Annotated in this window: 13 protein-coding genes and 1 pseudogene; 13 read left to right on the top strand and 1 reads right to left on the bottom strand. The window is 43.2% G+C overall.

Annotated elements, in window-relative coordinates; genetic code table 11:
* Positions 1 to 30: 30 nt before the first annotated feature.
* The 11 genes from DW862_RS03805 (at position 31) to DW862_RS03755 (ending at position 19,415) form a co-directional block, all read left to right on the top strand.
* On the top strand, positions 31 to 1,671 hold the full coding sequence (locus DW862_RS03805; protein ID WP_087317350.1) for a SusE domain-containing protein: 1,641 nt from the start codon (positions 31 to 33) through the stop codon (positions 1,669 to 1,671).
* A gap of 98 nt (positions 1,672 to 1,769) precedes the next feature.
* Positions 1,770 to 3,332, top strand: coding sequence for a DUF4832 domain-containing protein (locus tag DW862_RS03800; protein ID WP_087322166.1), 1,563 nt, complete (start codon positions 1,770 to 1,772; stop codon positions 3,330 to 3,332).
* Positions 3,333 to 3,343: 11 nt separating this feature from the next.
* The gene (locus DW862_RS03795) at positions 3,344 to 4,993 is read left to right on the top strand and encodes a DUF4832 domain-containing protein (RefSeq protein ID WP_087317346.1); all 1,650 of its coding nucleotides are present in this window, start codon (positions 3,344 to 3,346) and stop codon (positions 4,991 to 4,993) included.
* 223 nt (positions 4,994 to 5,216) lie between these two features.
* Positions 5,217 to 7,424, top strand: coding sequence for a glycoside hydrolase family 3 N-terminal domain-containing protein (locus DW862_RS03790; RefSeq protein ID WP_118196026.1), 2,208 nt, complete (start codon positions 5,217 to 5,219; stop codon positions 7,422 to 7,424).
* A 79-nt stretch (positions 7,425 to 7,503) separates the two neighbouring features.
* The gene (locus tag DW862_RS03785; protein WP_120067298.1) at positions 7,504 to 9,957 is read left to right on the top strand and encodes a glycoside hydrolase family 3 protein; all 2,454 of its coding nucleotides are present in this window, start codon (positions 7,504 to 7,506) and stop codon (positions 9,955 to 9,957) included.
* Between the two features lie 29 nt (positions 9,958 to 9,986).
* Positions 9,987 to 11,099, top strand: a complete 1,113-nt coding sequence (locus DW862_RS03780; RefSeq protein WP_008023255.1) for a glycoside hydrolase family 105 protein — start codon at positions 9,987 to 9,989, stop codon at positions 11,097 to 11,099.
* Positions 11,100 to 11,152: 53 nt separating this feature from the next.
* A complete protein-coding gene (locus tag DW862_RS03775) occupies positions 11,153 to 13,021 on the top strand; it encodes an FAD-dependent oxidoreductase (RefSeq protein WP_120067297.1) in 1,869 nt (622 codons plus the stop codon).
* A 7-nt stretch (positions 13,022 to 13,028) separates the two neighbouring features.
* Complete coding sequence (locus tag DW862_RS03770; protein ID WP_120067296.1) at positions 13,029 to 15,095, top strand: alpha-galactosidase; 2,067 nt, start codon at positions 13,029 to 13,031, stop codon at positions 15,093 to 15,095.
* Positions 15,096 to 15,329: 234 nt separating this feature from the next.
* On the top strand, positions 15,330 to 16,628 hold the full coding sequence (locus DW862_RS03765; protein ID WP_120067295.1) for an acetylxylan esterase: 1,299 nt from the start codon (positions 15,330 to 15,332) through the stop codon (positions 16,626 to 16,628).
* Between the two features lie 114 nt (positions 16,629 to 16,742).
* Complete coding sequence (locus tag DW862_RS03760; RefSeq protein WP_120067294.1) at positions 16,743 to 18,539, top strand: glycoside hydrolase family 2 protein; 1,797 nt, start codon at positions 16,743 to 16,745, stop codon at positions 18,537 to 18,539.
* Between the two features lie 21 nt (positions 18,540 to 18,560).
* Positions 18,561 to 19,415 carry a DUF4886 domain-containing protein gene (locus DW862_RS03755; RefSeq protein WP_120067309.1) on the top strand — a complete coding sequence of 285 codons (855 nt, stop codon included), beginning with the start codon at positions 18,561 to 18,563 and terminating at the stop codon, positions 19,413 to 19,415.
* Between the two features lie 146 nt (positions 19,416 to 19,561).
* Here DW862_RS03755 and DW862_RS03750 read toward each other — a convergent pair whose 3' ends face one another.
* Positions 19,562 to 20,767 (bottom strand): ATP-binding protein, encoded by a 1,206-nt coding sequence (locus DW862_RS03750; protein ID WP_015531771.1) that lies wholly within the window; start codon positions 20,765 to 20,767, stop codon positions 19,562 to 19,564.
* Positions 20,768 to 20,933: 166 nt separating this feature from the next.
* On the opposite strand from DW862_RS03750, the pseudogene DW862_RS03745 reads away from it, so the two are divergent.
* Both DW862_RS03745 and DW862_RS03740 read left to right on the top strand, forming a co-directional pair.
* Positions 20,934 to 21,056 (top strand): annotated as a pseudogene (locus DW862_RS03745) (N-acyl-D-glucosamine 2-epimerase); the annotation flags it as partial.
* A 623-nt stretch (positions 21,057 to 21,679) separates the two neighbouring features.
* Positions 21,680 to 22,810: a hypothetical protein gene (locus DW862_RS03740; protein ID WP_087306392.1), complete on the top strand. Its 1,131-nt coding sequence runs from the start codon at positions 21,680 to 21,682 to the stop codon at positions 22,808 to 22,810.
* Positions 22,811 to 22,816 lie beyond the last annotated feature (6 nt).

Here is a 22,816-nt window from a genome sequence, read left to right as displayed (position 1 = left end):
AGTTATAATATTAATATATTGAATATAGATATGAAAAACGGATATATATTTAAGAAGAACCTTTTACGGTTCTTCTTCCTGACACTTGCTTCGTGTTTCATAGTAGCATGCAATGATGATGACGATGCTACTAATTCGCTCGACAATCGTACAAGTTTAGTTCTTACTCCTTCTGATTATGAAATAGAACTCAAGGAAGATACCCCGGATGAGGTTGCATTGACGTTAAACTGGACGGAAGCTGACCCAATAGGCTCTGACTATTATATTTCCTATCTTTATAAAATGGATCTGGAAAATAACAGTTTTGGAACAAACACAATGATAAGGGAGTATATTGATGATGATTTTTCTAAAAGTTATACTCATAAAGAATTGCAGAGTTTATTGGTGTCAAAGTGGAAGCAGCAGCCTGGTGATTTAGTAAAGTTACAAGCCCGTATTATCGGTTCTGTAGAAGGGCCTAAGTTTGTAAAACCGGAAGTTTCTACAGTTACTATAAAAGTAAAGATGTATTCTGAAAAGACTTTTGTAGCAGACCATCTTTATATGTCAGGCACAGCTGTTGATGGTGAAGATATTGAAATCTTGCCAATGGAAAGTCAGCCGAAGCGTTATGTTTCCATTTGTGACTTGAAGGCAGGTAATCTTCACTTCCCGATTGTTTGGAAAGATGAAAATAAGATTAATGCCATCTCACCAGTTGCTGCAGAACAACAGATTACTGATGGAGCAATGGAAGCTAAAATTAAGGGGATAGATAATGCTGGATATTGGGTGATTCCTGAAGATGGGCAGTATCGTGTAGTGGTAGATTTTGAAACACGTACCGTTACTATAGGTTTGGCTAGTAATTTTATAGAAGCTGATAAAATCTATATTGCCGGAACTTGTGTTAGTGCAGATGTAGAGATGACTCGCACGATAGAAGATGAAAATCAATATGCGTTCCATGCAGAACTGCAACCTGGTACTATTTATTTCCCGATCTTGTTTAATGGACAGAAAGATATGGCTATTGCTCCCGAAGAATCGGGCGATTTTACAGATGGTACAGCAATGAATATCTCGACAATGAGTCCGGAAGCAGCTGCACTTGCTTATCATTGGAATATCAAGACTGCGGGTGTCTATCGTGTTGTGATTAACATAAATACTAAAAAGGTTACGATTTACTCCCCCGAAACAGATCCTAAACCAATGGTTGTTTCGTGGACATGGAATAATAATACGATGACTACCACTATTGAAAGAGTCTTTATTTGGGGACCATACGATGGATGGGCTAAAGATGGCACTGGTGATACAGGATTCACTATGGCTCATTCTATGACACCTAGTTTGGCAAATCCTTATTTGTTTATATACAAAGGAGCGGAGTTACCCAGAAAGAATTCCATTAAAGACAAAGATGGAAATGCACATCCGGGTGGATTGAACTTTAAAGTCGGACCGCAAAGTGCAGGTTGCTATACCTTTGGCTCAACAGCAGATGCCATCAGAGGATCTTATGACGGTTGCCTTGATATTGCAGAGAGTGACTACAATCAGAAACAGACTGTAGTCGGAGGGCAATCTCACAACCGCTATGCCTTCTTTAGTGTACCTGTAGGAGTTAATTACATAGAATTAGATATTAAAGAACTGACAGTCTTCTTTGATAAGAGATAATCAAGCAGGATAAAATTAAGAGTGCTATATCAATCTCGTGATTTTTATATGAATAAAGAGAACAATGATATAGCACTCTTTAAAAAACAATTAGTAGTATGGTTATAAGAAAGATTAGTTATTATAGAGTAATTGTGTCTCTTTGTCTGTTTATGTTCCTTTTATCTCCTGTTTTCGGAGACGAGAATTCAGCCGTTTCATTTGATAAGGAACTACCGGAGAATAACATAGTTACGATTCAGCCTGATTCTTTGCGTATTCTTCATAACCCGCTTACAGGATGGGTGCTCTATGCAAGTATGGGAGTGGATGCTGCAGATTTTTGGGCACAGTATGACCATATGTATATTCCTGAATTAGGACACAATGTTAGTGTGACAGATTATGCTCATACGCTTTATATTCGCGCTAGTTGGACAGATTTTAATCCACAGGAAGATGTATATGGTTGGAAAATTGATTCTAATTTAAGAGCATATATTGAAGGAGCTTATCAGCGGAATATGCGTTTGGCATTTCGTGTTGTAGTTGACAGTCGTGATAAGAGAACAGAATTTACTCCTCAATTTGTAAAAGATGCCGGTGCAAAAGGATTTATGAATAAAGGTAAATGGTCACCTTATTCTGATGATTCAGTTTTTCAGAAGTACTATACTAAATTTGTGAAGGCCCTGGCTAAAGATTTCAACGATCCTTCGAAAGTTGAATTTATAGATGGATTCGGACTTGGGAAATGGGGAGAATATCATACAATGATTTATTCAACAGGTGATGATACTCCAAAGAAAGCAGTTTTCGATTGGGTGACAGATATATATTCTCAAGCTTTTGATAAAGTTCCAGTAGTAATTAACTACCATAGATGGATTGGTGCGGGAAAAGATTGGGTAGATGATGAACATTTTGCTGCTGACAGTGAAGAAATGTTGGAAGAAGCAATCAAGAAAGGATATTCATTGCGTCATGATGCATTTGGCATGACAACCTATTATGGCAGTTGGGAGCGTAGGTTCGCAAAAAAATATCGTAATATCTGCCCCATTATTATGGAAGGTGGCTGGATTGTCAAATCACATAGTTATTGGCAGGATCCTAGAGGATATCGCAAGGATTCACACGAGGACGTAAGACGCGGTGAGTTTGATGACAGCAAAGAGGCACATGTCAATATGATGGATTTCCGTTTTGGCGATACAGAGTCCTGGTTTAAAGATGCTTTTGATTTAGTACGCCGATTCCTTCGGGAGGGGGGGTATAGGCTCTATCCCAGTGAAATCTCTTTGCCGCTAGAAGTCTCTAAAAAAACAACTCCGACTATTAAACATTGCTGGAACAATTTGGGATGGGGGTACTGTCCTACTAATATTCCGCAATGGAATCAAAAATATAAAGTAGCTTTCGCTTTGCTCGATTCTGAAACGAATGAGGTGCGATATACATTTGTGGATACGAATACTGATTTATCGAAGTGGATAAAAGGAAGTCCCGTTGAATATGTATTTGAGCCGGATATGTCCAAAGTTGAAACGGGTACTTATGTTTGGGCTGTGGGTTTGGTTGACCGGAGTAATAAAGATCTCATAGGGCTGGATATTGCCGCCAAAGGGGATATATTGGATTCGGGCTGGTTAAAATTGTCGAAAGTAAGCATAAAAAAATAAGAGCTATAGGTATGAAGATTAATTTTCAAAATATGTGCAGTTTGAGAAAAATAAGTTGTGGGCTTATTTTTTCTATGGCTATATCATTAGTCGCTTGCGGCAGTGATAATGATGAAGAAGGAGGTGATAATGGTGATGATGGTTTGGTAGAAGATACTTCTATTCCTGGAAACAGCATTGTCACGGTAAAGCAGAATCGAAATATCATTTTGCATAATCCTCTTTCCGGATGGGTATTATATGCGGGTATTGGTGATGGTTTATCTTCCACATTCTGGCAGGATTATGATAATTTCCCGTCATCGGAAGGCACTGTAAAGGTCTCTGATTATGCAAATACCTTATACCTTCGTGGTGCCTGGGCTGATTTTAATCCTGAAGAAGGAAAATATGCATGGAACTCCGATTGTGATACCCCTTCGGCTAAGCGACTGAAGATGTTGATAGAGGGAGCTAAGCAAAGAAATATGAAATTGGCCTTTACTTTTGTGGTGGATAGTCGTGATAAGCACTATAATTTTACTCCGAATTTTGTAAAAGAGGCTGGCGCGAAAGGATATGAAACACAAACAGGTTCAGTAAAAGTATGGTCTCCCTATCCGGATGATCCTATTTTCCAGAAATATTATGAGAAATTTATCAGGGCTTTGGCTAAGGATTTTAATGATCCCGACAAAGTACAGTTTGTAAGTGGTTCAGGATTTGGAAAATGGGGAGAATATCATAGTGTATGGTACTATCAGGTGCGTGAGTTGGGAAAACCGGAGCTGCCGACTCGTGAGGCTGTTTTCGATTGGGTGACAGATTTATATTCTCAAGTATTTGATAAAGTTCCTGTGTTTGTAAATTATCATCGTTGGATAGGTACAAGTAAGGAATGGGATGGCAATAATTATGATAAAGATACTGAAAGATTAATAGGAAAAGCAGTAGCTAAAGGATATTCATTACGTCACGATGCGTTTGGTATGAAAACTTATTATTCTACTTGGGAACGCAATTTTATAGCCAAGTGGAAGTATCTCGTTCCTGTAGTAATGGAAGGTGGCTGGGTGAAAAATTCTCATGGAAACTCGATTCAGGGAGATGGATATGCCAATTATGCAGAAGTACGTCAGGGTGAGTTTGATGAGGCTAAAACAGCCTGCGTCAATATGATGGATTTACGCTATAATTCAGACTTTCGTAATGGAGAAACTTATTCATGGTTTAATGAAGCTTTCCAATTAGTTAAACAATTCTGTACAGAAGGAAGCTACCGTTTATTTCCAGACAGGATTTCTTTGCCTACAACTATCTCTAATGGTAAACAGATTGAAATAGCGCACCGTTGGAATAATTTTGGTTGGGGATATTGTCCGACGAATATTCCCCAGTGGAAGAATAAATATAAAGTGGCTTTTGCTTTATTGGATACCAAGAATGATAAACCGAAGTATGTATTTGTTGATGGAGAACCGGAAGCTTGTGATTGGGTGAAAGGTACGGCTAAATCATATACGTTTACAACCCGGGTTGAAGGCGTGGAGGCAGGTAAATACATGTGGGCTGTTGGGATTGTTGACACGGCAAAGCAGAATGAGATTGGAATTCACCTTGCTGTAAAGAACAATGTAACATCTGCCGGCTGGTTGAAATTATTTGAAGTTACCGCTCGGTAAGTCATAGTCAATTGCTACGAGATACATTAATTGTTGGTAATGAGTGTATTGGCAGGTCATAGTTCTCCGGTTCGTTGGGCATATATCTCCAATGAACTGATTGTAAGTATCTGGTACTTAGCTAAATGATAAGTGCATGGAATGGCTGGAATAAGTATCTGCTTACGTATTGCCTGATATACATCTGAAAACTAGAAATAATAATTAACTGACGAAAACATTGATGAGAAAAAAAGTTTTGATTTTGGGATTGTGCCTATTGGGAGTCACACATTCTCTTTCGTCAAAAGATAAAAAGAGTATTCCTTTGTATAAGGATGCCAAAGCTCCAATTGAAAAACGTATTGATGATTTAATATCGCGTATGACATTGGAGGAGAAGATTTTGCAGCTAAACCAATATACATTGGGACGAAATAACAATGTGAATAATGTTGGCGAAGAAGTGAAAAAAGTACCGTCAGAGATTGGTTCTTTGATTTACTTTGATATAAATCCAGAGTTGCGTAATAGTATGCAGAAAAAAGCGATGGAAGAATCTCGTTTGGGTATTCCCATCATTTTTGGCTACGATGCTATTCATGGATTTCGCACCATATATCCTATTTCGTTGGGGCAGGCATGTTCATGGAATCCAGGATTGGTAGAACAGGCATGTGCGGTATCTGCACAAGAAGCCCGCATGTCTGGGGTTGATTGGACTTTTTCTCCCATGATCGACGTGGCACGTGATCCTCGATGGGGACGTGTAGCCGAAGGATATGGTGAAGATCCTTATACAAATGGAGTGTTTGCCGCTGCTTCGGTGCGTGGGTATCAGGGAGATGATATGTCAGCAGAGAACCGTATGGCTGCTTGTCTGAAACACTATGTAGGTTATGGTGCTTCGGAGGCTGGGCGAGATTATGTTTATACCGAAATTTCAGCTCAAACTCTTTGGGATACTTATCTACTGCCCTATGAGATGGGAGTGAAAGCTGGTGCGGCCACTTTGATGAGTTCTTTCAATGACATCAGTGGAGTACCCGGGTCAGCTAATCCTTATATCATGACCGAGATATTAAAGAAACGCTGGAAACATGACGGGTTCATTGTGTCTGACTGGGGGGCTGTGGAACAGTTAAAGAATCAGGGATTGGCCGCTACAAAGAAAGATGCTGCTCGGTATGCTTTTAATGCGGGGCTTGAAATGGATATGATGTCTCATGCCTACGATCGTCATCTGAAAGAGCTTGTAGAGGAAGGTAAGGTAACAATGGCACAAGTTGACGAATCAGTTCGTCGGGTATTGCGTGTAAAATTCCGTCTGGGTTTGTTCGAACGTCCTTATACTCCGGTTACTAATGAGAAGGATCGTTTTTTCCGTCCGCAAAGTATGGTTGTGGCCGCTCAACTGGCAGCAGAATCAATGGTGTTGTTGAAAAATGACAATCAGATATTACCACTTACAAACAAAAAAAAGATTGCCGTAGTAGGTCCAATGGCAAAAAATGGTTGGGACTTATTGGGTTCCTGGTGCGGACATGGAAAAGATACGGATGTGGAAATGCTCTATGATGGGTTGACTGCCGAGTTTGGAGGAGATGCCGAATTACGTTATGCAATGGGATGCAAACCGCAGGGCAATGACCGTTCAGGTTTTGCTGGCGCATTGGACGTTGCTCGTTGGTCTGATGTAGTCATTGTTTGTTTGGGCGAGATGCTTACCTGGAGTGGTGAGAATGCCTCCCGTTCTACGATTGCTTTGCCACAGATTCAGGAAGAATTGGTGAAAGAGCTAAAGGAGGCTGGTAAACCTGTTATATTGGTACTTTCTAATGGACGTCCCTTGGAGTTAAATCGCATGGAACCTCTTTGTGATGCTATATTGGAGATATGGCAACCGGGAATAAATGGTGCACGTTCAATGGCAGGTATTTTATCCGGACGTATCAACCCTTCCGGTAAACTAGCCATGACGTTCCCTTACTCCACAGGACAAATTCCTATTTATTATAATCGCCGCAAGAGCGGACGCGGACATCAGGGATTTTATAAAGATATAACAAGCGATCCGTTATATCCGTTCGGGCATGGATTAAGTTATACCGAATTTAAGTATGGCACTGTTACCCCTTCTGCCACTAAGGTGAAGCGTGGCGATAAACTGTCAGCAGAAGTGACCGTCACCAACACCGGTTCTCGCGACGGAGCAGAGACTGTTCATTGGTTTATCTCCGATCCTTATTGCTCTATCACCCGTCCGGTGAAAGAACTGAAACACTTTGAGAAACAACTTATCAAAGCCGGCGAAACGAAGACTTTCCGTTTCGACATCGACCTGGAACGTGATTTCGGTTTTGTCAATGAGGATGGTAAACGCTTCCTTGAAGCCGGCGAATATCATATTCTGGTACAAGGACAGACCGTTAAAATAGAACTGATAGACTAAAAATGTAAAGAACAAAAGTGTGTGAAGAGCTGATAGCTAAGTTGGTTTTTTACACATGCTATATTAACACAGAATCACCATGAAAAAGAAAATAGGAGGCATAGGTTTATGTATGCTTGCATGGAGTATATTAACCTGTGCACAGACAATCACTCCCCAAGTCGAACAACGTGCGAAGGACATTGTAACAAAAATGACTTTGCAAGAGAAAATAGAGTATATCTCCGGATATACCAGTTTTTCTCTGCGTGCCATCCCCCGTTTGGGAATACCTGAAATCAAGTTGGCTGACGGGCCGCAGGGAATTCGTAATCATGCTCCCAAGAGCACTTTATATCCTTCCGGAATACTTTCCGCTTCTACTTGGAACCGGGAATTACTTTATAAGTTAGGGCAAGGCTTGGGACAGGACGCCAAGGCAAGAGGAGTTAATATTCTGCTTGGTCCGGGCGTGAATATCTATCGTGCTCCATTGTGCGGCCGTAACTTTGAATACTTCGGTGAAGACCCTTACTTGACAGGTGAAACGGCGAAACAGTATATCCTGGGAGTACAATCGGAAGGAGTCATTGCTACAATCAAACACTTTGCTGCCAACAACCAGGAATGGAGCCGCCACCATGCCAGCTCTGACATAGACGAACGTACTTTGCAGGAAATCTATTTCCCGGCTTTCCGAAAAGCTGTACAGGAAGCCAATGTCGGCGCTGTAATGAACAGCTACAATCTGTTGAACGGTGTCCATGCCACCGAACATAAATGGCTGAATATTGATGTCTTGCGCAATCTTTGGGGCTTCAAAGGTATTCTGATGTCTGACTGGACTTCTGTATATTCCGCCGTAGGCGCTGCTAACGCCGGACTTGACCTCGAAATGCCGAAAGGACGTTTTATGAATTTGGAGAATCTGTTGCCTGCTATCAAGACTGGCACAGTGACAGAAGAAACCATCAACCTGAAAGTACAACACATCCTGCAAACTCTGATTGCTTATGGTATGCTGGATAAGGAACAGAAAGACAGCAACATCGCAGAGGATAATCCTTTCTCCCGACAGACAGCTTTAGAGCTGGCGCGCGAGGGTGTAGTCCTGTTGAAGAATGAAGGAAACTTGCTTCCGCTGAAAGGGAAGACAGCCGTGATGGGGCCTAATGCAAATTTGATTCCTACCGGTGGCGGCAGTGGTTTTGTCACTCCTTTTTCTACCGTCTCAGTGGCTCAAGGCTTGAAAGAATTGAAGAAAAAGAATCTGTTACTATTGACGGATGATGTGATTTATGAAGATATTGTCCATGAGTTTTATACTGATGCTAATCGTCAGATGAAAGGCTTCAAGGCTGAATACTTTAAAAACAAGACCCTTTCGGGACAGCCTGAAGTAATACGCACGGAATCCTCTGTTGATTATGACTGGGGATATGGGGCACCTTTGGACGGCTTTCCGACAGATGGATTCTCTGTCCGTTGGACAGCCTGCTACATGCCACAAACTGACGGTCAGTTGAAACTTCATATCGGTGGTGATGACGGTTATCGTCTGTTTGTGAATGACAAGCATATTACGGGAGATTGGGGAAATCATTCCTACTCTAGCCGTGAAGTTGAACTGCCGGTTGAGGGTGGTAAGGAGTACCGTTTCCGGATTGAATTCTTTGATAATATTTCTTCGGCCATCATTCGTTTTAATGCTTATAGTCTTAATGAGGCGAAACTTCGTCAAGGATTGGCAAAGGTGGATAATGTTGTGTTCTGCACAGGTTTCAATAGTAATACCGAAGGCGAAGGCTTTGACCGTCCGTTTGCCTTGCTTCGCTATCAGGAATTGTTTATCAAGAAGATTGCGTCTATGCATCCCAATGTTGTGGTTGTGCTGAACGCCGGTGGCGGTGTGGATTTCACCAACTGGTATGATGCCGCAAAAGCGATTCTTATGGCCTGGTATCCGGGACAGGAAGGCGGCCAGGCGATAGCTGAAATCCTGACCGGTAAGATTTCTCCAAGTGGAAAGCTACCGATTTCTATCGAGCGGAAGTGGGAAGATAATCCGGTGCACGGCAGTTATTACGAGAACTTAAAGGCGGAGATTAAGCGTGTAGACTATTCCGAAGGTGTCTTTGTCGGTTATCGTGGATACGACCGTTCGGGAAAAGAACCTTTCTATCCGTTTGGCTACGGTTTGTCCTATACTACTTTCGCTTATAGTAATATGGCTGCAGAGAAAACGGGTAAGCATCAGGTTACCGTTAGCTTTGATATAGAGAATACAGGTAAGATGGATGCTTCGGAGGTGGCACAGGTGTATGTGCATGATGTACAGTCTTCTGTTCCCCGTCCGTTGAAAGAACTGAAAGGATATGAAAAGGTATTCTTGAAGAAAGGGGAGAAGAAGCGGGTTTCTGTTGTGCTGGATGAGGATGCATTCTCTTTTTACGATATGAATCAACACCGCTTTGTAGTGGAAAAAGGAGACTTTGAGATCTTAGTCGGTCCTGCTTCCAGTCAATTGCCTTTAAAGGCTATGGTTGAACTGTAATGACCGAATGATAAACAAATAAATATATAATGAAAAAAACACTTTTATTGGGAGCGTCTCTGTTATGTTCCGTTTTTATAATGGCAACAGAGATTCCTTTTCAAAAAGCAGAAATAAAGTCTATCATGCGAAAGGTGGCAGATTGGCAGATTGCCAATCCACACCCCGCTCCTGAACATGACGACTTGAACTGGCCGCAAGGTGCTCTTTATGTCGGCATGGTGGATTGGGCGGAATTGGCTGAAAAAGAAGACAATGATGATACATATTATAAGTGGCTTACCCGTATAGGCCGACGGAATTGCTGGCAGCCGGACAAACGGTTTTATCATGCTGATGACATCGCTGTATCACAGTCCTTTTTGGATTTATACCGCAAGTACAAAGACGAAGCAATGATTATCCCTACGCTCGCCCGTACGGAATGGATTGTCAATCATCCATCCGAAGGTAGTTTCAAGCTGGTGGAGGGAGACTTAAAGACCTTGGAACGTTGGACTTGGTGTGACGCTCTCTTTATGGCTCCCCCTGTATATGCCAAACTGTATATGCTGACCGGAGAGAAAAAATATATCAAATTTATGAATCGTGAGTATAAAGCGACTTATGATTACTTGTTCGATAAAGAAGAAAACTTGTTCTACCGTGACTGGCGTTATTTTGATAAGCGCGAAGCCAATGGTAAGAAAGTCTTTTGGGGACGTGGCAACGGTTGGGTGCTTGGTGGTCTAGTTGAAATATTAAAGGAACTGCCCAAGAAAGATAAGAACCGCAAATTCTATGAGGAATTATTTGTAAAACTGGCTACCCGTGTTGCCGGATTGCAGCATCCGGACGGTTTTTGGCATGCCAGTCTCTTGGATCCTGCCTCTTATCCATCACCGGAAACGAGTTGCACTACTTTCATTGTCTATTCCATTGCTTATGGAATAAACGAAGGTTTATTGGATAAGGAAATTTATCTTCCTGTAATGATAAAAGGCTGGAATGCATTAGTCTCGGCTGTGGAACCGAATGGGAAACTGGGTTATGTGCAGCAAATCGGTGCCGATCCGAAGAAAGTGACTCGTGACATGACGGAGGTTTATGGAGTTGGTGCTTTTTTGATGGCAGGCAATGAAATTTATAAAATGGCGAGATAATCTGTTCCTTCTGTGAAGATAGTAGACAATAATCATAAAAACGCTGTACTGTGATGAAAAAATTCTTATTGACATGCATAGCCGTAGCCTGTAGCCTTGTGGCTGTAGCCGAAGAACTGCTCATCGAAGCTGAAAGTTTCAGCCAGCGAGGCGGCTGGGTGCTCGACCAGCAGTTCATGGATCAGATGGGTTCGCCCTATCTCATGGCACATGGCATGGGCATCCCTGTGGCGGATGCTACGGCAGAAATCAACATTCCCCAGGCGGGCACTTACTACGTATATGCCCGTACTTACAACTGGACTTCACCTTGGACCGATGCCGAAGGTCCCGGAAAATTCCGCCTGGCTTTAGGCGGCAAATTGCTGAAAGCTACATTAGGACATACAGGTAATTCCTGGCAATGGCAATTTGCCGGAAAGACAGTATTGAAAGCAGGGACTACCACCCTTGCGCTGAAAGACCTCACCGGTTTCGATGGTCGTTGCGATGCCATTTACCTTACGACCGATGCGAACACGCAGCCCGCTACCTGGGATGCGGCAGAGACAGCCGCACTTCGTACCCGCCTGCGACAACAACAGACGGTGCCCGCTCATCAATACGACTTTGTGGTAGTAGGAGGGGGAATAGCCGGAATGTGTGCTGCCGCATCTGCTGCCCGATTGGGTTGTAAGGTAGCACTAGTGAACGACCGTCCTGTATTGGGCGGCAATAACTCGTCGGAGATTCGTGTACATCTCGGTGGTATCATCGAAATGGGGCCTAATCAGGGATTGGGTCGTATGATACGTGAGTTTGGCCATGAGCGTTCCGGCAATGCCCAACCGGGCGACTACTATGAAGACCGGAAGAAGGAAGACTTTATAGATGCCGAAAAGAACATTACCCTTTATGCCTCTCAGCGTGCGGTAGCCGTGAAGATGCAAGGAGACCGCATTGTGTCAGTCACTATCCAGCACATCGAGACGGGCGAACAAACTGAACTTACTGCTCCTCTCTTTAGCGACTGCACAGGTGATGCTACCATAGGCTATTTAGCCGGTGCCGATTGGGCTATGGGACGTGAAGGCCGCGATGAATATGGTGAGAGCCTTGCTCCCGAGCAACCCGACTCATTGGTGATGGGGGCCTCTATTCAATGGTATAGCAAGGATATGAAGAAGAAAACCTCATTCCCTCATTTTGAATATGGCGTGCGCTTTGACGCTGAAAACTGTGAGCCTGTAACCATGGGCGAGTGGAAATGGGAAACGGGTATGAACCGTAATCAAGTCAGCGAAGCTGAACGTGTACGCGACTATGGACTTTTGGTGATATATTCCAACTGGAGCTATCTGAAGAATCACTATAAAGACCATAAGAAGTACGCCAACCGTTCCCTCGACTGGGTGGCGTATGTTTCAGGCAAACGTGAATCACGCCGTCTCTTGGGCGACTACGTACTGTCACAGGACGATATAGACAAGAATGTGGCGCACGAGGATGCTTCGTTTACCACCACTTGGAGCATCGACCTTCACTTCCCCGACAGCGTGAACAGTGTACGTTTTCCCGGCAATGAATTCAAGTCGGCTACGGTGCATCGTTGGATTCATCCTTATGCCGTTCCCTATCGCTGTCTCTATTCGCGTAATGTGGACAACCTCTTTATGGCAGGCCGCAATATGAGCTGCACCCATGTAGCCTTGGGTACGGTACGTGTGATGCGTACTACCGGCATGATGGGTGAAGTAGTAGGTATGGCAGCCGGACTCTGCCACAAACATAGTGTAGAGCCACGCGACATCTATCATCATCACCTGCCCGAACTGAAGCAACTTATGCAAGCGGGGCTGGGCAAACGCGATGTGCCCGATAACCAACGCTTCAACGAACCCAACAAATTGTTGGAAGTTCCGGGAGCTTACATCAAACCGTAGACAAACTATGAGCAAAAAAAATATTATCACGATATTTCTATCGGCAATATGTACCTTGCCGCTTTGGGGAGGACAACAGTATTACGCTTTTCTGAAAGGTGACACACTACGTATGGGCAATAACTATATGGAACGCGCCATGCTGTGGAATAACGGTGCGCCTGTTACTATCAGTCTTACTGACAAGCAACACGGAAAAACCATTCCGGCACAGGGCAAACAACCCGATTTCTCGATTGTGAAAGGTATCCCTACGGACGCCACATTCACCGTGAACGAGATACCGACGAACGGCATCCACGCCAGTTATCTGCAGGCTACCGTGGCTTGCACTATCGGTTCGCTGAATATAGAGCGTCGCTATCGCATTTATGCAGACTGTCCCGCCATTGCTTGCGACACCTATCTGAAAGGGCAAGTGGAACTTTATCAGAATAAGGAGGATAACCGCTCTAACGCCGACCGCAAAAATATAGAGCACACGGCCGATATGGCTACGGGGGTGAAAACTCCCACGCTCGACAGGTTGCAACTATCCGGCAATCATTGGAGTGCCCGCACAATCGAGTTTTTCGACTACACCGATTGGAACGACAATCTGGTGACCGGGCGTACCTGGCTTCCTTACCGTCGCAATACGTATCGTGGTAATTTGCTTTTTGCTCATGACGTAGTTACGCGTCAAGGCTTCTTTTTTTTGAAAGAGGCTCCTAGCAGCAGTACCCAATTACATTATCCGGGTTCTGACTTCGTGGCGGACTTTAGCGATTTTATGGTAGTGGGGCTGGGCATTGCGTCTCATGATGTAAAGCCGGATAGCTGGACCCGCGTTTATGGATGCGTCACCGGCATCTATACTGGCGGCGAGCAAGAAGCGCTTACTGCCTTGCGCCTCTATCAGAAACAACTGCGCCATCATACCGCCGTACAGGATGAGATGATTATGCTCAATACCTGGGGCGACCGTAGCCAGGATGCCAAAATAGATGAGGCTTTCTGTCTGGCAGAACTGGATCGTGCCGCACGCATGGGCATCACGCTCTTTCAACTGGACGATGGCTGGCAGAGCGGAAAAAGCCCTAACTCGAAGACTGCCGGAGGTAGTTTTAAGGATATTTGGAAGAATACCGGTTACTGGACGCCCAACCCCACGAAATTCCCTCATGGTCTGAAACCTATTGTAGAGAAAGGCAAGAAATTGGGTATTCGCATCGGATTATGGTTCAATCCCAGCATACAGAATGATTTTGCCGATTGGCAAAAAGATGCGCAAGCCATTATCGGACTTTATAAGAAGTACGGCATCTGCTGTTTCAAGATAGACGGCTTGCAGATACCTACCAAGACAGCCGAACAGAATCTGCGCCGACTGTTTGATACCGTGTTGGAGCAAACCAACTATGAAGTGATTTTCAACCTCGATGCCACTGCCGGTCGTCGCGGCGGGTATCACTATATGAACGAGTATGGCAACATCTTCTTGGAAAACCGCTATACCGATTGGGGCAACTATTACCCTTATCGCACCTTGCGCAACCTCTGGATGCTGTCCCGCTATGTACCGGCGGAGAAGATGCAGATAGAGTTCCTTAATAAATGGCGCAATGCCGACAAGTATGACGCTGCCGACCCTTTTGCCCCCGCCCGTTACAGTTTCGATTACCTCTTTGCTATCACCTTGGCGGCACAGCCATTGGCTTGGATGGAAGCTTCGAACCTGCCCGAAGAGGCTTATATTACGGCATCTCTACTCAAGAAATACCAACCCTTGCAACTCCGGTTTCATCAAGGCGTCATACTGCCTATTGGTGAAGAACCTTCGGGACGCTCGTGGACCGGATTCCAATCGACCGTCTCCGGCACGCAAGGCTATCTTGTGGTTTACCGCGAAGATAATGAGCAAGCCAGGGGGACTATTGACACTTGGCTTCCTGAGGGTAAGAAAGTTACTTTTATCCCTGTAATGGGAAGTGGCAAAAAGTTTGCCGCAAAAGTCGGCGCACAGGGTAGAGTAAGTTTCGAGCTAAATGACAAGAACTCTTTCACACTCTATCAATACGAAGTAAAACCATAAAAAGGCGGCTATCTGTATTTTACGCTAATCACGAATGATGTGTTAACTTCTGATTCGCAGAGTGTTATGATGTGTGGAGAGGAGCATTAATATCTCTGCTGTTGGATGTTAATAGTTGAGTTGTCAAGTATTAATAGTTGGGCGGATAGGTATTAATAGTTGAGACAATGGGTATTAATAGCTGATAAATGGAATATTAATATAGCAATGACAAATGAAATAAAATAGGGAACTATGATAAAAAGTGTACGTTTTCTTCTTCTCCTGATAGCATTTGTCTCCATGCAGATAGTTGCATGGGGGCAGCCACAGGAAAGACTGGTTCAAGTGCAGGTCACTCCCGACCACACCAATTGGCTGTATAAACCGGGAGAAAAAGTGAAATTCAAAGTGGCGGTATTGAAATGCAATATCCCGCAGGATAATCTGGAAGTGCGCTATGAGATTTCGGAAGACATGATGAAACCTCATCAGACAGGCAAACAGACTTTGAAGAATGAAAAGCTTGAAATTAACGCAGGGACTATGAAAAAAGAAGGGTTCCTGCGTTGCCGCGCTTTCGTCACTTGCCAAGGGCGTGAGTATGAAGGCGTGGCTACCGTCGGCTTCTCTCCTGAGAAATTGCAACCGACCACTCCGTTGCCTGCCGACTTTCTGGAATTTTGGAAAAATACCAAAGAAGCCGCAGAAAAGTGGGCATTGGAACCGATAATGACTTTACTGCCGGAAAGGTGCACAGATAAGGTGAACGTATATCATGTTTCCTTCGCGAACAATGACTATGCGTCCCGTATGTACGGCATCCTTTGTGTTCCGAAGGCTTCCGGGAAATATCCGGCGATTCTGAAAGTGCCGGGGGCAGGTATCCGTGCCTATAACGGAGAAGCCGAACGTGCCGGAAAAGGTTTTATCATTCTGGAAATCGGTATCCACGGCATTCCGGTCAACCTGACGGGAGATGTGTATCACCGGCTTTATAACGGTGCTTTGAAGAATTACCACTCGTTCAATATGGACAATCGGGACAAGTACTATTACAAACGGGTTTATACAGGCTGTGTGAGAGCCATTGATTTCATTTACACACTTCCCGAATTTAACGGTAATCTGGCGACCTTTGGAGGAAGCCAGGGCGGTGCGCTTTCCATCGTGATTGCCGGACTCGATGACCGTGTCAAGGGATTGGTTTCTTTCTATCCAGCCTTGTGTGATATGGCGGGTTATACCCACGGTCGTGCAGGCGGTTGGCCGCATTTGTTTAAGGATGCGAAGAACCGGACGCCAGAAAAGATGAAAACCATTCAGTATTTTGATGTGGTGAACTTTGCCCGACAGGTCAAAGTTCCGGGATTCTATACTTTTGGTTATAATGATATGGTTTGTCCGCCTACCACCACTTACTCCGCTTACAACGTGATTAATGCTCCGAAAGAGCTGTTTGTAGCTGAGACGACCGCTCATTATGCCTATGCCGAACAGTGGAGCGCAGCCTGGAACTGGGTAATGAATTTCCTGAAAAATAAATCGAAATAGCACGGATTACACGGATTAACACTGTTGTTTTACCTATTCTATTCTAAAAACCATGAAATCCGTATAATCCGTGCCTGAACTTATTATATACACTAATTATAACAACATTCTTAAATGAAAACAGGTGAGAAATTAAGTCTATGTCTATTGTTGCTAATCGTTTTTGCTGGAAGCGTTGCGGCACAGGAGCTGATAACGAATGTATATGGTCGCAACATCCATTCGCTGAATGGTAAATGGAATGCTATCATCGACCTGTACGACCAAGGGCAACGGATGAAAATCTATGAGAACCGGCAACCGGAAGGAAATATCGATTTCTATGAATACGCGTTTGAAGGCGGGTTGCGTCTTAATGTTCCGGGAGACTGGAACTCTCAATCGCCCGAATTGAAGTATTACGAAGGCACTGTATGGTATGCTCGTCACTTTGATGCCAAACGCTTGGCAGACAAACGCCAGTTTCTTTATTTCGGTGCTGTCAGCTATCGTTGCAAAGTCTATCTGAACGGAAAAGAGATAGCAGAGCACGAAGGCGGCTTTACTCCTTTCCAAGTGGAAGTGACAGACTTGTTGAAAGACGGTGACAACTTCCTGGCGGTAGAAGTGAACAACCGCCGTACCAAAGACGCCATTCCCGCTATGGCATTCGATTGGTGGAACTATGGCGGCATCACAAGAGATGTGCTGCTGGTGAAAACTCCCCGGACATTTATAGAAGATTATTTTATCCAACTGGATAAAAATGCTCCCGACCGGATAATTGCCCGTGTGCGTCTTTCTGATAAAAAAGCAGGTGAGAAAGTAACAGTTGCCATCCCCGAACTCAAAATCAACGCGGAGCTTACCACCGATGCAGAAGGAAAGGCGGAAACCGTGTTGAATGCGAAGAAGCTGCAACGCTGGACGCCGGAAGAACCGAAACTCTATGGCGTGACTGTATCTTCAAGTGCCGACCGCGTGGAAGAGCAAATAGGCTTCCGCAATATCACCGTGAAAGGAATTGATATTTACCTGAACGGGAAGCCGACATTTATGTGCTGTATCTCTTTCCACGAAGAAATCCCGCAACGTATGGGGCGTGCTTTCTCGGAAGCCGATGCAGCTATGTTGCTAAATGAAGCGAAAGCTCTTGGCGTGAACATGATTCGCCTGGCTCATTATCCGCAGAATGAGTACACGGTACGCCTGGCGGAAAAGATGGGCTTCCTTCTCTGGCAGGAGATTCCTATTTGGCAAGGCATTGACTTTACAGACGATGATACCCGTAAGAAAGCGCAGAGGATGCTTTCTGAAATGATTAAGCGCGATCAAAACCGCTGCGCGGTAGGTTATTGGGGTGTTGCCAATGAAACACAGCCTTCCAAAGAACGGAATGAATTCCTTACTTCCCTGCTCGAAACGGGAAAACAGCTGGACACTACCCGCCTGTATGTTGCCGCTTTCGACCTTGTGCACTTCAATAGCGAAAAACAGCGTTTTGTAATGGAAGATTCTTTTACTTCCCAACTGGACGTCGTAGCTATCAATAAATATATGGGCTGGTATCATCCGTGGCCTGTGGAACCGAAAGACGCTATATGGGAAGTAGTGACGGACAAACCATTGATAATTTCGGAATTTGGCGGCGAAGCATTGTACGGTCAGTCCGGTGATGAGAACGTAGTCAGCTCCTGGAGTGAAGAATACCAGGCACGCTTGTACAGAGACAATATCCGTATGTTCGACAATATCCCGAACCTGCGTGGCGTATCTCCCTGGATTCTGTTCGACTTCCGTTCCCCATTCCGTTTCCACCCCACCAATCAGGATGGCTGGAACCGCAAAGGACTCATATCCGACCAGGGTATGCGTAAGAAAGCGTGGTATCTGATGAGAGATTATTACATGAAAAAGAGAAATAACCGATAAGTTTAGCTATATTTGAATGTGATGAAGCAATATAAGATTGTAGTGATTTGTATGTGCATACTGCTCCTTCTTGCCGGAGGAGTGTATGCGCAGCAAAAAACGGTCAGGATACTTGCTATCGGCAACAGTTTCTCCCAGGATGCCGTGGAGCAATATCTGCATGAACTTGCCGAAGCCGAAGGCATTTCAACCATAATCGGCAATATGTTTATCGGCGGTTGTTCTCTAGAACGTCATGTGAAAAATGCCCGTGACAATGCTCCTGCCTATGCCTACCGGAAAATCGGTACGGATGGAAAGAAACGGGAAAAAGGCAAGATGTCTTTGGAAGCGGTGCTGGCAGATGAAGCCTGGGATTACGTCAGCCTGCAACAGGCAAGTCCTTTTTCGGGAATGTATGAGACGTATGAAGTCTCTCTTCCCGAGCTCATAGAATATGTAAAAGTACGCCTTCCAAAGAAAACAAAGCTGATGTTGCACCAAACCTGGGCGTATGCGTCTACTTCCAAGCATAGTGGATTTAAAAACTACAACTGCAATCAACTCACCATGTATCAGGCTATTGCCGATGCAGTGAAGAAAGCGGCTAAGGCGAATAAGATAAAGATTGTCATCCCTTCGGGCACTGCCATACAAAATGCGCGCACCTCTTTCATCGGCGACCACCTGAATCGGGACGGCTATCATCTGGATGTGAAGATTGGACGTTATACCGCTGCCTGTACCTGGTTCGAACGCATCTTCAAACACAATGTAGTCGGGAATCCTTATGCCCCGGAAGGGTTGGATGAGGCGAGGAAAGCTGTTGCTCAGAAAGCTGCCCATGCAGCAGTAAAACATCCGTATAAGGTAACCGAGCTGTCTATTACTAACTAACAATAGACATTGCCGCCCGTCTTGCAGCAGAATCCATGGCATTATCGATGACTTGATTCAAATGTAAATGCAGCACACCAAAGGCGATTTGATTGCTCGTGGTAACCCGATGGTGTACTGCATTTATTTTTCGTATATCGTATGGTTTACTCCATTAAGAACTGGCGTATGGGACAATGGCGTATACCCTCGTAACTGTTTCCGCTGAATGTATCTTCTGTTACCACTATTTTGGGATAGTTGTCCTGTATCTTTAGCAGGTTTCCAAATTCTCTTTCTGCTGTCTTGTCGCTATCTATTTTTAAAGCGACCTGTATATATAGTTTTTCTCCATTCTTTTCTCCGATAAAGTCAATTTCCTTATCTCCGTAATAGCCAACCTTAATATCGTAACCTTTGTATAAAAGGTGGTTATACACTAGATTTTCCAATATTTTGGCTTTGTCTGTAATGCGATATCCGATGACAATGTTCCGGATTCCCATATTTTCGAAATAATATTTCTCTCCTATCTCAAATACGCGTTTCCCAATTAAATCATACCGCTCTACCCGGTGGATCAGGAAAGCATTGTTTAAATATTCCGTATAGCTTTGTATTTGGTTAACTGATATGGTGGTATGTTGTGATTTTAAATAATCACTGATATTCTTTGCCGAAAAGAGATTGCCTATGTTTTCGGATAAAAATTGAATCAGTTTCTCAAGGAACAAAGTATTGCGTAACTTGTATCTACTGACAACATCACGAAATACAATCGTGGAATATACACTCTTCAAATATTCATTGACCGTTTCATCTTCGAGAGGGAGATTTAATAAATAGGGAAGTCCGCCATAACGGCTATATAATTCGTAACTCGTTTCACTTTCAGTTAATCCGTGGAATTCAAGAAACTCAGAATAGGAGAGACTATATATTTTGAATTCGATATATCTGCCACTTAAATAAGTGGCGAGTTCTCCTGAAAGCATCTTGGCGTTACTACCTGTAATGTATATATCATTATCTTCATTGAGCAGGAGCGAACGGATGACTTTTTCAAACCCGGGAATATCTTGTATTTCATCGATAAAGATATAATTCTTAGCTTTTTCTTTGCTATGAGAAATGATGTACGAGTGTAAATCTTCTGCTGTTTGCAGAGAACTGAATGTAAAATCTTCAAGATTGACATAGATAATATTCGCATCCGGTTCTTTTGCTAAAATTTCTTCAATAAGCTGGTAAAGGAGGAAACTTTTGCCTACACGGCGTTGCCCTGTTAACACCTTGACTACAGATTTTTGCATAAAAGGTTTTATTCGGTCAATATAACCTTTTCTTTTTTTGAGGATTCGAGGGAAGTTCATACGCCTGAAAGTTTTAATTATACTTTAAACTCTTGCGAATATACGGAAAAGTTTTAATTATACTTCAAACTTTTATAGATTTAATGAGATGTTTTAATCATACTTCAAACTCAGTGAAATGATGTAGGAGGCTTGAGTAACTCAAGTACATGGCTCGGCTTGCTTCGGTGAATGGTACTGGAGCCTTTCGGCTGTTGGGACTGTCAACCGTGAGGATGATAAAGCTGGATTTTGGAAATGTCCTTACCATAACGGGCGTATGTGTATGGAGATAATGGAGCGCTTTTGATTTCATTGCAGTCGTTTAGTTCCAACCCTGTTTGGAACTGTTTGTTTCTCGGCGTGAAACACTTTGTTTCCCTGCTTGAAACATTTCGTTTCATCAAGCAAAAGAGTGTAGTTCGTTTTAATCTTTTATAAATCAGCGATTAAAAGTGTTTTTATAAAGATGCAGGTAACGATATAGTAGTGAAAGTCCAGCTACACATTGCATTGCTCTGCATAATTTCAAATATCTCTCTAACGCAAAGGTAAGCAATGTTTTTGATGTTTACAAGTTAATCTAAGTATATTTAGAGATGGGCTGGCTATTAATAGCCAACCCTTTCTTGCTATTTATCTCTCGCTACACTAATTCCCGGTCTACATTTTTTTCAAGAGGAATAATAACTAAGAGTATTGGAATGAAGGTAATAGTCTTATGAAATAGAATTATTAAAAACGGTCATAATGTCATAAATCCCATTTTATATAAAGGAAAATAGAATTATACGAATATTGGCATAATATTTGTTCGTCTTTTAATAAGATAGTATTTGTGAGGTCATAATGTACATTTAGAATATTTGATAAATACTTTAGATGATTATTATGGCATTATTTATTTTTTAATAATTCTTATTTCTAACAAATATGGAACACACGATTAAATTTTATCCTGTCGGTAATGCAGATTGTACTTTAATAAAATTGAGTAACGGTAAGACGATTATTATTGATTGCCAAATAAAAGACAATCTTATGGACAATGGTAAACAGATCTATTTTGATGTAAAAAGAGATTTGTTGAACGAGCTTAAAAAGGACATCGAAGGTCGCCCTTTTGTAGATTTGTTTATTAATACACATCCTCACAAAGACCATTGTGACGGCTTTGGTACGAACTTCTTTCATGGTGCCCCCAGTGAATACAATAAGGAAAGAGATAAGAATAAAATCATAATCGGGGAATTATGGGTTACGCCGCGAGGTGTCGGCAACGTATTAGCTGATTGTGCTGAGGATATCAGAAGAGAAGCCAAACGTCGTCGGGAAATTTATGATCGTGATAGAAGCTATAATGGTGGATACGGCAATTACCTCCGCATAGTGGGATATGATAAAAATAAAGAATTTGATAGCCGTTACGGATATGTTCCAGGTAAGACGGTTCTATCGGCAAACGGAAAGCCACTCGAATGGTTGGAAATCTTTATTCATGCTCCTTTCAAGGAGGATATCACTGTCTGTAAAGAAGCTGATGATAAGAATGCGACATCTATAGTTGTTCAGTTCGGGTTCAAAATCTCATCTTGTACTAGTTTTAAATGCCGTGTATTAATGGGCGGGGATGCGGAACATGAAATTTGGCAGCATATTCTCGATAACAATATAGATGACGAACATTTGAAATGGGATATTTTCTTGGCACCCCATCATTGTTCGTGGACGTTCTTCAATGATTCTTCAGACAAGGAAAAGGTCATGCCTTCCGCTGATGAAATAATGAAGAAGCAACTGGGTAGCAGAGCTTATGTGGTTGCCTCTTCCAACGCGATTATGAATGATGGCAAAAATCCTCCTTGTTATCAGGCCCAAACGGAGTATAAGAAACGGCTTGGCAACAAAGACAATTTCTTAAATACTGCAACAGACCATCTTAAAGGAAGTATATCGCAGCCTATTGTCTTTAAAATTGCTGAAACAGGAAAACGACATGAAACTATTCCTGTGGCCGCCGGTGACACTATTATTTCGCGCCCGGCACCTAGAGCCGGTAAATAACAGATA

The sequence above is a fragment of the Bacteroides sp. AM37-9 genome (assembly GCF_003603455.1).
In the GTDB taxonomy this organism is placed as follows: Bacteria; Bacteroidota; Bacteroidia; order Bacteroidales; family Bacteroidaceae; genus Bacteroides; species Bacteroides xylanisolvens.
The sequence above is the reverse complement of the archived record's forward strand: the minus strand, read 5'-3'. Positions and strand labels throughout refer to the sequence as shown.